At 61.5% G+C, this 14,017-nt stretch carries 9 protein-coding genes and 2 pseudogenes; 9 read left to right on the top strand and 2 right to left on the bottom strand.

What is annotated here, in order from left to right; translation table 11 throughout:
* The first annotated feature begins 109 nt into the window (after positions 1-109).
* From cyoA to N2600_RS29925, 5 genes and pseudogenes are all read left to right on the top strand, one after another.
* A complete protein-coding gene (gene cyoA / locus N2600_RS29945) occupies positions 110-1,291 on the top strand; it encodes a ubiquinol oxidase subunit II (RefSeq protein ID WP_260299620.1) in 1,182 nt (393 codons plus the stop codon).
* A gap of 42 nt (positions 1,292-1,333) precedes the next feature.
* The gene (cyoB, locus tag N2600_RS29940) at positions 1,334-3,337 is read left to right on the top strand and encodes a cytochrome o ubiquinol oxidase subunit I (protein WP_260299619.1); all 2,004 of its coding nucleotides are present in this window, start codon (positions 1,334-1,336) and stop codon (positions 3,335-3,337) included.
* A gap of 5 nt (positions 3,338-3,342) precedes the next feature.
* The gene (gene cyoC / locus N2600_RS29935) at positions 3,343-3,963 is read left to right on the top strand and encodes a cytochrome o ubiquinol oxidase subunit III (RefSeq protein ID WP_260299618.1); all 621 of its coding nucleotides are present in this window, start codon (positions 3,343-3,345) and stop codon (positions 3,961-3,963) included.
* A complete protein-coding gene (gene cyoD, locus N2600_RS29930) occupies positions 3,960-4,361 on the top strand; it encodes a cytochrome o ubiquinol oxidase subunit IV (RefSeq protein WP_018246250.1) in 402 nt (133 codons plus the stop codon). Before cyoC ends, cyoD begins: the two co-directional genes overlap by 4 nt.
* Positions 4,358-5,157 (top strand): annotated as a pseudogene (locus N2600_RS29925) (SURF1 family protein). Before cyoD ends, N2600_RS29925 begins: the two are co-directional and overlap by 4 nt.
* A 16-nt stretch (positions 5,158-5,173) precedes the next feature.
* Here N2600_RS29925 and N2600_RS29920 read toward each other — a convergent pair.
* Positions 5,174-7,102 (bottom strand): hybrid sensor histidine kinase/response regulator, encoded by a 1,929-nt coding sequence (locus N2600_RS29920; protein WP_260299617.1) that lies wholly within the window; start codon positions 7,100-7,102, stop codon positions 5,174-5,176.
* Positions 7,103-7,170: 68 nt separating this feature from the next.
* Positions 7,171-8,577, bottom strand: a complete 1,407-nt coding sequence (locus N2600_RS29915; RefSeq protein WP_260299616.1) for an FAD/NAD(P)-binding protein — start codon at positions 8,575-8,577, stop codon at positions 7,171-7,173.
* Positions 8,578-9,128: 551 nt separating this feature from the next.
* Between N2600_RS29915 and N2600_RS29910 the strand changes: the two genes are divergently transcribed.
* The 4 genes and pseudogenes from N2600_RS29910 to N2600_RS29895 form a co-directional block, all read left to right on the top strand.
* Positions 9,129-10,937 carry an ABC transporter ATP-binding protein gene (locus N2600_RS29910; protein WP_020486261.1) on the top strand — a complete coding sequence of 603 codons (1,809 nt, stop codon included), beginning with the start codon at positions 9,129-9,131 and terminating at the stop codon, positions 10,935-10,937.
* Between the two features lie 91 nt (positions 10,938-11,028).
* Entirely contained in the window at positions 11,029-12,927 is a 1,899-nt protein-coding gene (locus N2600_RS29905; RefSeq protein ID WP_162115178.1) for an ABC transporter ATP-binding protein, read from the top strand.
* 106 nt (positions 12,928-13,033) lie between these two features.
* Entirely contained in the window at positions 13,034-13,330 is a 297-nt protein-coding gene (locus tag N2600_RS29900; protein WP_017968186.1) for a hypothetical protein, read from the top strand.
* Between the two features lie 210 nt (positions 13,331-13,540).
* Positions 13,541-14,014 (top strand): annotated as a pseudogene (locus N2600_RS29895) (LacI family DNA-binding transcriptional regulator); the annotation flags it as partial.
* Positions 14,015-14,017: the final 3 nt, after the last annotated feature.

Raw genomic sequence — 14,017 nt, 5'->3', positions numbered from 1 at the left:
TTCTTGCCGCAGTGCGGCATGATTGCTGCGCTGCGACCAAACACCTCATGTCGCTATCGGGTCCAGTGCGTTAGTCGCGGAACGAACGAAACAACAAGAGCTTAGAGACGTGCTAAAACTCATGAAGTTTTCCCGCCTTCTATCCGTCTTGCCGCTGCTTTTCCTGGCAGGATGCAACATGGTGGTCATGGCGCCTTCCGGCGACATCGCCATGCAACAGCGCGATCTCATCGTCATCTCGACGGTGCTGATGCTTTTGATCATCATACCGGTGATCTTCCTCACGCTGTTCTTCGCCTGGCGCTATCACCGCTCCAATACGGCTGCAACCTACGCTCCGGAATGGCACCATTCGACCCGTCTCGAAATCGTGATCTGGGCAGCACCGCTGGCGATCATCATCGCGCTCGGCGCCGTCACCTGGATTTCCACCCATAAGCTCGATCCCTACCGCCCGCTCGACCGCCTCGATGCGGAGCGGGCCATTCCGGCCGATACCAAGCCGTTGAACGTCGAGGTCGTAGCGCTCGACTGGAAGTGGCTGTTCTTCTATCCCGAACTCGGCATTGCCACCGTCAATGAACTCGCTGCCCCAGTGGACAGGCCGATCAATTTCAAGATCACCGCCTCCTCGGTGATGAACTCCTTCTATATCCCCGCCCTTGCCGGCCAGATCTATGCCATGCCGGGCATGGAGACGAAGCTGCACGCCGTCATCAACAGGGAAGGCGAATACGAGGGCTTCTCCGCCAATTACAGCGGCGCCGGCTTCTCGCACATGCGCTTCAAGTTCCACGGTCTCACCCAAGAGGGATTTGACCAATGGGTGGCGCAGGTCAAGCAGCAGGGCACCATGCTCAACCGCGACGCCTATCTGAAGCTCGAAAGGCCGAGCGAGAAGGAACCGGTGCGTTATTATGCCGGCACCGATGCCGACCTTTACAACGCCATCCTCAACCTGTGCGCCACGCCAGGCAAGATGTGCATGAACGAGATGATGCACATCGACATGATGGGGGGCGGCGGCAAGGAAAGTGCGGAGAACCGCGAGAAGCTGCGATATGACGGCCGTCACGCCGGCGGAGGTGTCGTCGAGCACGGGGCTACCGTGCCGGCAACGGGTGTTCCGGCACAAGTTGAGCCGCCCAAGAGCACCGATGGCGGCATGCAGCACGACATGCCTGGCATGCCCGGTATGCCTGAAATGGACATGCAGCATGAGGGTCATTCCATGCCAGGCATGAGCAATGGCGCCGATCCGGCGCCGGCGCAGCTCAACAACAACAATTAACCTGGCGCTTTGCGTCGCGAGACATAATGAACGGGTTGTTCCATGTTTTCCAATCCTGACCTCCTGAAGTTCGTCTTCGGCCGGTTGACCCTCGATGCCATCCCCTATCACGAGCCGATCCTGGTCGTGACCTTCCTTGGCGTCATCATCGGCGGTCTCGCCGTGCTCGGCGCCATCACCTATTTCAAGTTCTGGGGTCCGCTCTGGCAGGACTGGATCTGCAGCGTCGATCACAAGAAGATCGGCATCATGTATGTGATCCTCGCCGTCATCATGCTGTTGCGCGGTTTCTCCGACGCGATCCTGATGCGCGTCCAGCAGGCGATCGCCTTCAACGGTTCGGAGGGCTATCTGCCGCCGCACCATTACGACCAGATCTTCACCGCCCACGGCGTCATCATGATCTTCTTCGTGGCGATGCCCTTCGTCACCGGCTTGATGAATTTCGTGGTGCCCCTGCAGATCGGCGCGCGCGACGTCTCCTTCCCCTTCCTGAACAACTTCTCTTTCTGGATGACTACCGCCGGCGCGATCATCATCATGCTGTCGCTGTTCATCGGCGAATTCGCCCAGACCGGCTGGCTCGCCTACCCGCCACTGTCGGGCGCTGCCTACAGTCCAGGTGTCGGCGTCGACTATTATATCTGGGGCCTGCAGGTGGCCGGGGTGGGAACGACGCTTTCGGGCATCAACCTGATCGCCACCATCGTCAAGATGCGTGCTCCGGGCATGACCTTCATGAAGATGCCGGTCTTCACCTGGACGGCACTCTGCACCAACGTGCTGATCGTTGCCTCCTTCCCGATCCTGACCGCCACGCTCGCGCTGCTGTCGCTCGACCGCTATGCAGGCACGAACTTCTTTACCAACGACCTCGGCGGCAATCCGATGATGTACATCAACCTTATCTGGATCTGGGGTCATCCGGAGGTCTACATTCTCGTGCTGCCGGCCTTCGGCATCTTCTCGGAAGTCGTCGCCACCTTCTCCGGCAAACGCCTCTTCGGCTACGCCTCGATGGTCTACGCAACCTGCGTGATCATGATTCTTTCCTACATCGTCTGGCTGCACCACTTCTTCACGATGGGCTCGGGCGCCAGCGTCAATTCCTTCTTCGGCATCACCACGATGATCATCTCGATCCCGACCGGGGCGAAGATTTTCAACTGGCTCTTCACCATGTATCGCGGCCGCATCCGCTTTGAGGTGCCGATGCTGTGGACGGTCGGCTTCATGGTGACCTTTGTCATCGGCGGCATGACCGGCGTCATGCTTGCCGTGCCGCCGGCCGACTTCGTGCTGCACAATTCGTTGTTCCTCATCGCCCACTTCCACAACGTCATCATCGGCGGCGTTCTCTTCGGTATGTTCGCCGGCGTGAACTACTGGTTCCCGAAAGCCTTCGGCTTTAAGCTCGACGCCTTCTGGGGCAAGATGAGCTTCTGGTTCTGGCAAATCGGCTTCTGGTTCGCCTTCATGCCGCTCTACGTGCTGGGCCTGATGGGCGTCACCCGCCGCATGAGCCAGTTCGAGGACCCGTCGATACAGATCTGGTTCATCATCGCCGCCTTCGGCGTCGGCCTGATCGCGCTTGGCATTGCCGCCTTCCTGATCCAGATCGTGGTCAGCTTCATGAAGCGCGAGGAATTGCGCGACGACAGTGGCGATCCCTGGGACGGCCGCACCCTTGAATGGTCGACCTCCTCTCCGCCACCGGACTACAACTTCGCCTTGACGCCTGTCGTGCACGACCATGACGGCTGGTACGACATGAAGAGCCGTGGTTATGCGCGTCCGCTGGAAGGCTTCCGGCCGATCCATATGCCGAAGAATACCGGCACCGGCGCGATCCTCTCGGCCATCAGCATCGCCCTCGCCTTCGGCCTGATCTGGTACATGTGGTGGCTGGTGGCCGTTTCCGTCGTCGCCATGCTCTCTGTGGCGATCGGCCACACCTTCAACTACAGACGCGACTTCTACATCCCCGCCGAAGAGGTGACCGAAACGGAAGGCAAGCGCACCGCGTTGCTTGCCGAGCAGGTGTGATGACCATGAGCGATCAGACTATCGACGCGGCCGAAAAGCCTGAATTCTACCTGACGGAAGATCATCATCCGGAAAACAGCACCAATCTCGGCTTCTGGCTCTACCTGATGAGCGACTGCCTGATCTTCGCGGTTCTGTTTGCAACGCACGGGGTGCTCGGCCGCAACTATGCCGCTGGTCCGTCGCCGGCCGATCTCTTCGATCTGCCGATCGTTGCCCTCAACACATCGATGCTGCTGTTTTCCTCGATCACCTACGGCTTCGCCATGCTGCAGATGGAGCGGAATGCAAAGGCGGAAACGCTGTTCTGGCTTGCTGTGACCGGCTTGTTCGGCGCAGCTTTCATCGGGCTCGAACTCTACGAGTTCATCCACCTGATCCACGAAGGCGCCGGGCCGACGCGCAGCGCCTTCCTCTCCTCCTTCTTCACCCTGGTCGGCACCCACGGGCTGCACGTCACCTTCGGCATCATCTGGCTGATCACGCTGATGGTACAGGTGTCGATGCACGGACTGATCGAGGCCAACCGCCGCCGCCTGATGTGCCTATCGATGTTCTGGCACTTCCTCGACGTCGTCTGGATCGGCGTCTTTTCCTTCGTCTATCTGCTGGGAGTTGTCGGATGAGTTCGCAAGCACCTGCACATGAGGATGCCCACGAGGCTCATCACGGCCACAGCCACGGCCATCAGGCCGGCCATGGCACGTTCCGCAGCTACATGACGGGCTTTGCGCTCTCCGTCATCCTGACTGCCATTCCCTTCTGGCTGGTCATGTCAGGCGTGTTCGACAGCCCGGCGGTGACGGCGGTGCTGGTGATGGGCCTCGGCGCGATCCAGATCGTCGTCCACATGGTCTTCTTCCTGCATATGAATACCAGGAGCGAGGGCGGCTGGACGATCATGGCGCTGATCTTCACCCTGATCATCGTCGCCATCGCGCTCTCCGGCTCGCTCTGGGTCATGCATCATCTCAACACCAACATGATGCCGATGAGCCCCGAGATGATGAAGAACATGCCGTGACTATGACGAAGGGGCGGCGCCAACGCCGCCCGCAGCGGGTCAGCTCATGAGCGAGGCTCACTCGGAAAAATCGGAAAGACGGCGTTATCAGTTCAAACGCGCGATCTTCGCCGCCTGCGTGATGCTACTTGCCGCGGCACTCGCCGCACTCGGCACCTGGCAGGTTGAGCGCCTAGCCTGGAAACGCGACCTCATCGCCCGCGTCGACCAGCGTGTGCATGCGCCACCCGTGCCGGCCCCGGCACGCGCCGACTGGAACAAGGTCAACGCCACTGATGACGAATATCGGCGGGTGACCGCAGTGGGGACGCTGGCCAACGACAAGGAGACGCTGGTCTATGCCTCCACGATGCTCGGTCCAGGTTATTGGGTGATGGCGCCGCTGACGCTTGCCGACGGGACATCAATCCTCGTCAATCGCGGCTTCGTGCCAACCGACCGGCGCGACCAGGCCTCGCGCCGCGAAGGCGAATTGTCAGGCCCTATCGAGACCACCGGGCTACTGCGGATGACGGAGCCGAAGGGATCGCTGCTGCAATCCAATGACGCCGCCGCCGACCGCTGGTATTCGCGCGATGTCACAGCGATCGCTGAAAAGCGCGGCGTTACTGCGGTCGCGCCCTATTTCATCGATGCCGATGCCAGTGCCAACCCCGGCGGTCTGCCTGTCGGCGGCCTGACGATCATCGAGTTCCCCAACAACCATCTCGTCTACGCGATCACCTGGTACGGGCTGGCGGCGATGGTGCTGGCATTGCTGGTGTTCATTCTTCGCGGCGGGAGGGCTGCTGCATAATGCAGCAGTGATCCCCTTATGGAGCGATCCGGCTGATCGCCTCGGCGAGTTGTGCTTGGGAAAAGGGTTTGCCGAGGCGGGGCAGATTGGCGATGCCGGCCCCTTCAGGAACTTCGGCGTAACCGGTTGCGAGAATGATCGGCATCTCGGGCCATTCGCTGCGGATCGCCTCGGCGAGCTGCGCGCCCGTCATGCGCGGCATGGCATGGTCGCAGATTACCAGGTCGATCTGTTGTTTGCGCAGGATGTCGAGCGCCTCAGGACCCGCCATCGCCTCGAATACCGTATGGCCGAGATCTTCCAGCATCAGCGTCGTATTCATCAGGACGAGACCATCGTCGTCGACGGCGACGATGCGCAGCCGGCGCGGCGCATTTTCCTCCTGCTGCGGCCGGTCGGCAGTTGCCTCGGTCGCCCGTTCGACAATTGCGACCGGGAACCACAATTCGGCGGTCGTGCCTTCGCCGAGGCTGCTCTTCATCGTGAGGCGGCCACCGGACTGGGACACAAGGCCCTGCACCATGGAAAGGCCAAGCCCGGTGCCTTTGCCGACACCCTTGGTGGTGAAGAACGGCGTGATCGCCTGCTCTAGCGTCTTTGCGTCCATGCCCTCGCCTTCGTCGATCACTGCGATACGGACATAGCGGCCAGGCGACAGCGGGCCTTTGCCTGATGGCAGCGACTCCTCGGACGCGCGAAGCATGATCCGGCCGCCGGACGGCATGGCGTCGCGGGCGTTGACTACGAGGTTCAGGATCGCCATCTCCAGCTGGTTCGGATCGGTCAGGATCGTCGGCAGCCTGACGGGGAAAGAGGTCTCGATCACGGTCAGCGGGCCGAGCGAACGGCTCAGCATATCCATCATGCCGCGGATCAGGCCGGAGACGTCGATCGGCTCCATGTGCAGTTCCTGCCGGCGGGAAAAGGCCAGCATGCGTTGCGTCAGCGCCGCACCCCGCTGGGCGCCCTGCATGGCATTGTCGACCAGCGATGTCAGCGAGAGATCCTGCGGCATGCGTTTCTTCAGGATTTCGAGACTGCCGAGGACAGCCATCAGCAGATTGTTGAAATCATGGGCGATACCGCCGGTCAATTGACCGATCGCCTCCATCTTCTGCGACTGGAAGAGCTCTTCGCGAGCCTGCTCCAGGGCCCGCTGGGTCTCCATCTTCTCGGTGATATCGCGGGTGATCTTGGCAAAACCGATCACATCGCCTTCGTCGTCCCGGATGGCGTCGATGACGACGCTGGCCCAGAAACGGGTGCCGTCCTTGCGGACGCGCCAACCTTCCCTCTCGAACCGGCCCTCGGTACGCGCGAGGCCAAGCGCGATCTCCGGCAGGCCGGATTCGCGGTCCTCGGGGGTATAGAAGGTTGAGAAATGCCTGCCGATGATTTCTTGCGGCCGATAGCCCTTGATCCGCTCGGCGCCGAAATTCCAGCTGCTGACATTGCCGTCGGGATCGAGCATGTAGATCGCATAGTCCGAGACGCCCTGGATGAGCCGGCGGAACTGTTCCTCGCTCTGGCGGATCGCCTTTTCGGCAGCCATGCGTTCGGTCAGGTCGCGGGTGATCTTGGCATAGCCGATAAGTTCGCCGGAGGGGCGGCGGATCGGATCGATGACCACATGCGCCCAGAAGCGACTGCCATCCTTGCGCTGGCGCCAGCCTTCCCCCTCGAACCGGCCGTCCTCCGATGCCGTGGCAAGCGCGCGCGCTGGTGCACCCGCGGCGCGGTCCTCTTCCAGATAGAAACGGGAAAAATGCTCACCGAGAATTTCGGAAGGCTGGTAACCTTTGAAGCGCTGGGCGCCGGTATTCCAGCTGGTGACGATGCCTTCGGGGCTCAGCATATAGATAGCGTAGTCGGTGATGGCATCGACCAGAAGGCGAAAGCGTCCCCCTTCGTCAAGAGACGTGTCATGTCGATTCAGCAATTCCATCGGCCCCTCTGAGTCACCAGCGCTTTAACGCCGAGGCAGCCAGATGGTTCCGAAACAGCTCCAGATTTTCAGACGGCCTTGACCCTTGGATAGAACCGTTCGCCGACGCGCTCGGCAACGGCATAGGCCTGCGAGACGATCTCGGGCACCAGATCGATATCGGGCAGGCTGCCGAGGCCGAGCGGGCCGACGGCAAAGAGTCCGGCGACCGTCGAACCGTCCTCGAGGAAGGGCTCGCCGCGCGCATTGACGGCTAGCCCGAGCGAGAGTTCGTCCGGCACGGCAAGGCCGGCGGAAAGCAGGCTTTGCATCAGCGGCGCTGAAAGATCCGGCGCCTGACAGCGGCAATCGATGATGCGCTCGGCATGAATGATCTCCTCGGCGGCGGAACCGGCCGGCGTGAAGAACAGGCCGCTCAAGCCGCGGCGGCCGGCCCGGCCGCGGCGCAGCACCGTGCGGCCTTCGGCGAGCTCACGTTTCAGACGCAGGTGCATGGCTTCCGGCAGCCGGTTGCGATGGCTGTCGTAGATTGCCCTGAGGTGCCGGTTGAACTGATGTTTGTCGCGGGCCGGCAGCGAGCGCCAGAGCGAGCGGGCATGTTTCCTCAGGCCGTTCATTACCGATTGCCAGCTTCGCCCCGCCTCCTCCGCCTCGCGACAGGCTTCACGGATGAAGCGCACGATCTCCGGCAGGCTCTGCGGCAGCGTTTCGGCCGGGAACACCGGATCGGCGGAATTCGGCGTATGGCTCTGGGGCAGGAAGCCGCGCCTTGAAATGATCGTCACCTGGCCGGTATAACCGGAATCGCGCAGCTGCAGCAGCTGGTCGACGACGCGGATGCCGCTGCCGAGCAACACCGCATGCGGCCGCGCGAAGAGGCGCTGGGCTCTGACCGGCGAAGCATCCTCACCGCCGGCATTCGGCGCAGCCAGGCCGTAGCCGGTGGCGAGGATCACGGTATCGAACAACGGATTGGCGGGATTGGCGCTTTCGAGCAGGAAGCGGTTGCCGTGGCTCCTGCGGATCGCCACGACCGGATCGTTGCAGACCTGGACGGTAATGTCCCTGCGCGCGGCCAGTGCTTCCGAAAAGCGCTGGTAGACATAATCGCTGAAGATTTCCTTCGGCACGAAGATCTGCCGGAATCCGGGGATGGCGGCCGGCACGGCGGCGCGGAAGGCGGCGTTGCTGCAAAGCCAGTCGTTGAAATCGTCATTGTCGCCGACCGAGACCGAGAGGTCCCGCACGCGGGTGTTGAGGATCGTCGAGGAGCGGACTGAGGCCAGCGCCTGCCCACCGCTGACCGACGAATTCGGATCGAACAGCTGCAGGTGGAAGGGCGCGCGCACCGTCTTCATCAGCGCGATGGCCGTCATCATGCCGGAAAAGCCCCGCCCGACGATCGCAATGCGTGGTACGGCTGATATCTGCGCCGTCGCATTGGCCCTCGCGGAAAAAAGTCCCTGAACCGTCATCGCAACTCCTTTGCGGCTTCATCCGCACCGTGGGTCGATCGAGGTTTCAACGCATAAAACAGCGGTTCACGCGTTGATGAGGTTCATGCGGCCATTCACAACATCTGCCGCGGCATCGGGGTCCGAACCAGCGGTCCCGCAAGAGAACTAGGGGAGCAATCACGCTCGTCCATAGTCTATCAAACTAGTAGTGTATGAAAGCGCCAAATGGCGCAGGTGGCAAGAGGTTTGTTGCCGTTTTTTTTAACCTGTTGAAATGCAAAGTAATTTATAGGCAATCTGCGAAAATATGACCGACCTTTGCACCCCAGGCTGCCGGGATTGGCCGTTGGCAAGATTGCTCCCGCCGGGGATGCGAGGAGACCTCACGTAAAAATAACCAACTGGTGAATTCTTTACTTGAACCCCCAAATGGAATCGGCAAAAGTGAAGGCGCTATCAATCCCTTCATGGATTTGCCGTCTTTTCGGGCCAGCGTCCGACCACACATCTACTGGAAAAATACCGTGAGCAGCGATGCGTTAATACGCGCGACGAAGCCTTCGGCTTCGATGGCGCTTGCAACTGCGGCAGGCTGGGGCCGAGGCCTCTTCACATTGGTGCGCATCACCATGATGGCCTTCCGCCACCCCTGGCAATCCGGCTTTGCGATCGGCGCCACGCTTGTTGCCTCCACCTTCCAGCTGATGATTCCGCGCCTTCTCGGCCGCGCCGTCGACCACACGCAGATGGCGATGAGCGGCGGTGCGGCGGGCCAGGTGGCACAGGACGCGCTTCTGACCACGGCGCTACTGCTGCTTGGCGCCAGCGTGCTGCGCGGCCTCTTCACCATGGTCCAGAACTATTACAGCGAAGCCGTCGGCCATCACATCGGCTACGAACTGCGGCTGGCCTGCTACGAGAAAATCCAGCGTCTCTCTTTCAGCTTTCACGATACCGTGCATTCCGGCGACCTGATCACCGTCGGCCTGCTCGATCTCGAAGGCGTGCGCATGTATTTTTCCACGGCGCTCGTCCGGATGATCCTGCTGTCGATCCTGATCGGCATCGGCGCCTATATGCTGCTGTCGACCGATGTCGTGCTCGGCCTTCTGGCGCTAAGCTTCGTGCCCTTCGTCGGCTGGCGCTCCTCGGTGACGCAGCTCAGGCTACGTGCCACCTGGCTCGACCTGCAGGAGCGGCTTTCGGTGCTGACCCGCATCATGGAGGAGAATCTTGGCGGCATCCGCGTCGTGCGCGCTTTCGCCGCCCACGAACACGAGATTTCGAAATTCGAGGCCGCGTCGAAGAGCGCATTGGCGCTTGCACACCAGCGCGTCGGCATCCGCGTCACCAATACTAGCGCCATGACCTTCTCTTTCTTCGCGGCGATGGGCCTGGTGCTGTGGATCGGCGGCGGCAAGGTGATGTCGGGCGAGATCACCGTCGGCACGCTGGCTTCGTTCCTGACCTTCATGACCATCCTGCAGATGCCGGTGCGCCAGCTCGGCCTGATGGTCAACGCCTTTGCCCGCGCCTCCACTTGCGGCTCGCGGCTCTTTGCCCTTCTCGACCTCGACATCGCGATCAAGGATGCGCCGGACGCGAAGGAGCTCAACCTCACTGACGGCGTGTTGCGCTTCGAGAATGTCAGCTTCGCCTATCCGGGTTCCGAAAAGCGCACCGTGCTCCAGGATATCTCCTTTGAAGCCCGCCGCGGCCAGACGATCGGCATTGTCGGGCCTCCGGGCAGCGGCAAGTCGACGATCGCCCATCTTATTCCCCGCTTCTACGACGTCAGCGGCGGCAAGGTCACGATCGACGGACAGGACATCCGCAAGGCGACGCTGCAATCGCTGCGCCGGACGGTGGCCGTCGTGCAGCAGGATTCCTTCCTGTTCACGACGACGATCGAGAACAACATCGCCTATGGCGACCCGTGGGCGAAGGAAGGCCGCATCGAGCGCGCAAGCGAAAGCGCCCAGCTGCACAACTACGTGCTCGGCCTGCCCACAGGTTACGGCACCGTCGTCGGCGAGCGCGGCGTTTCGCTTTCCGGCGGCCAGCGGCAGCGACTTTCGATCGCCCGCGCGCTGATGCTGAGACCTGCGGTGATGGTGTTCGACGATTCGACGGCGGCGATCGATGCGGCCACCGAACAGCGCATCCGCAGCGCCATGCGCCGCTACGCCGCAGACCGCGTAACCATTATCGTTGCCCACCGCCTGAGCTCGCTGATGCATGCCGACCAGATCCTGTTCGTCGAAGACGGCCGGATCGTCGAACGCGGCACGCATGCGGCGCTGCTTTCGCTCGGCGGGCGTTACAAGGCGCTCTACGACCTTCAGGTGCGACCGGGCGACGAGGCTTTAAGCGCCTAGCGCATACTCCCTCTTCTCCCCAGCGGGGAGAAGAGCGGACAAAATACTGACTATGCAGGCAACCTGAAGTGTTGGCCGCGGGAGGAATGACATGGCCGAGGAACTGGAAACCGAGCGTCCCGACGTTCGCGAGGACGGACGCCGCCCGCCACGGGCAGTCGTCGGTTCACATCGCGTCGAAGAGGAGATGTTCGGCAAGGCCTTCGACGGCAACATCGTCAAGCGCATCTGGGTCTTCGTCAGCCCCTATCGCCGGCAGGTCCTCTGGTCGGTCGTCGCCGTTTTGACCTTCACGATGATGCAGCTGATCATCCCGCTAATCATCCGCTATGCCATCGACCACGGCATGTCGCCGGGCGGCAACGCTTCGGCGCTGATCTGGTCGATCGTCGCCTTCACGATCGCCATCCTCATCAACTATGCGGCGAGCTACGCGCAGGAGACCCTGGTCGGCGGCGTGGCGGAAGACGTGCTCTTCGATATCCGCAAGGCGATGTTTTCGCATCTGCAGCGCGTCTCGCTCTCCTTCATGGACAAGACCGAAGTGGGACGGTTGATGTCGCGCCTGCAGGGCGACGTCAACTCGATGCAGGAATTCCTCGAGACCTCGGTGCTCTCCGTCGGCGACATCATGCTGCTCTTCGGCATCGTCTTCGTGATGCTCTATCTCGACTTCAAGCTGGGGCTGCTGACGCTCTCGGTGCTGCCGGTGCTCTTCATCGTCCGGCTGTTCTGGTTGCCGCTGGCGCGCAAGTCCTTCATGGCCGCGCACGAGACCAATTCGGTCGCAAACGGCGCGCTTGCCGAGGCGATCCACGGCGTGCGCGCCGTCCAGAGCATGGACAGGCAGGGCGTCAACTTCACGCTCTACGACGACAAGGCGCATGCCAACCTCGAGACGCATCTGACGGCGGCGCGTTATGCGCAGGTGATGGTGCCGATCGTCGACAGCCTGACGGGCGTAGCGATGGCACTCGTCATCGTCGTCGGTGGCGCACGCGTTCTCAATCAGGCGCTCGATGTCGGCGTGCTTGTCGCCTTCCTGTTTTATATTCAGCGTTTCTTCGACCCGATCCGTTCGCTGACCCTGCAATACTCGGTGATGCAGCGCGCCATGGCGTCTGGCCAACGGCTGACCGAAGTGCTCGACGTGCCGGTCGACATCAAGGACGCGCCTGGCGCCAAAGCCTTGTCGCGCGACATGGACGGCTCGGTGGAATTCAAAGACGTCGTCTTCGGCTACAATCCGAAAAATCCGGTGCTGAAGCACGTCAGCTTCAAGGTCAATCCCAGCGAGACGGTGGCGCTGGTCGGGCCGACGGGGTCCGGCAAATCTAGCTGCATGTCGCTGATCCACCGCTTCTACGACGTTCAGCAGGGCCAAGTGCTGGTCGGTGGCCATGATGTGCGTGATCTGACGCAGGATTCGCTCGGAGCTCAGATCGCCATGGTGCTACAGGAACCCTTCCTCTTCACCGGCACGGTCTTTGAGAACATTCGCTACCACATGCGCGAGGCGACGCGCGAACAGGTGATCGAGGCGGCGAAGGCCGTTGGCGCGCACGAGTTCATCATGCGCCTGCCGGAGGGCTACGACAGCGTTCTCGGCGAGCGCGGCGGCAATCTCTCGCTCGGCCAGCGCCAGCTTTTAAGCTTTGCTCGCGCGCTGGTGGCGGATGCGAAGATCCTCGTGCTCGACGAAGCGACGGCCAATATCGACAGCTATACCGAGATGCTGATCCAGAAGGCACTGGTGAAGCTGCTCGAAAACCGCACCGGCCTCGTCATCGCCCATCGCCTCGCGACGATCCGCGAGGCGGATCGCATCATCGTGCTGCAGAACGGCGAAATCATCGAAAGCGGGAACCATCAACAGCTGATGAAGAATGGCAAGCTCTATTCGAAGCTCTATAACCTCAACTATGCGTCCTTCGACGATATTCCCGAAGACGTGCTGGAGGAGACGACGGCGACGCAGTCGGCGACTTGATGGTGTGTAATGACTTGAATTAACACTTTTGCAAAGTTTGAACGAACAAACGCGTTGCTGCCGCATTTCCCTTTTATCCGGGGCGAATGCCACTGAGGAGAATGTCATGAAGAGAGTTATTAGCAGCCTGTTGATCGCGACGGCCCTCGTTGGATCGGCTATCCAGCCTGCTGCCGCGCGCGATCACCATCATCACAATAATACCGGCCGAGTCATCGCCGGCGGCGTTGCCGCAGGCGTCGTCGGCGGGCTGATCGGAGGCGCAATCGCCAATAGCGGTCCTCGCTATGTCGATGGCCCTCGTTATGTCGAACCCGCGCCAAGATGCTGGTATGAGGACCGCGACGTCCGTAATCGCTACGATGGCGGTTATCATACCGAAACCGTGCGGGTCTGCGAGTAGCAAGTTCGCACCGGGACCATTTGCGGTCGCCGCTGATTTTTGCCCCTCAACCGAGGCTGCATCTGGGCAGCCTCGGTTTTTCTTTGTGACGACCATTGTTCTGCCTCGGGCCAATGCGATTGGTTCACAGCCATTCTCCGCAGCAATAATTTCTGGCTGCCCTCGGCCGCCTGTCATCCGGCTGTTAGGGGCGACCAATAGCTGAAGCCGATGAATGATGGTCCAGTGAACGGCGGTAAGACGCCAAAGAAAGAACGCATGCGCTTCGTCAGCGCCGAGCAGGTGGCGCAATTGGCGGGGGTTTCGCGCTCCGCCGTCTCGCGCACCTTCACGCCGGGCGCCAGCGTGGCGCCTGCAACGCGCGAAAGGATGCTGCAGGCGGCGCAAGAACTCGGCTACCACATCAACGACTTGCGCGCCGTTCTTGCCAATCAGAGCCGCCTGGTCGGCATCGTCGCGACCCTGCTCATCAAACGCGGCAGCATCTCGATCCTTGTCAATACCGGCCAGCCGGAAGACGAGCTGCTCGCCGGCCAACGTGCCGAGGCGACCATCATCCTGTCCGGCTCGCCGCCGGCGAGTTTCTTCGAACTCGCGCAGCGAAATGGCCAGCCGCTCGTCCAGGTTACGAACGCGTCATTCCGGAGCTCGTCATCCGCCAGAGCTTCAGAGCCTAATGCCTCCCCC

Origin of the sequence: Rhizobium sp. WSM1274 (assembly GCF_025200775.1) — a bacterium.
Classification (GTDB): domain Bacteria; phylum Pseudomonadota; class Alphaproteobacteria; order Rhizobiales; family Rhizobiaceae; genus Rhizobium; species Rhizobium leguminosarum_I.
Note: the sequence above shows the minus strand (reverse complement) of the source record. Positions and strands in the feature narration are given on the sequence as shown.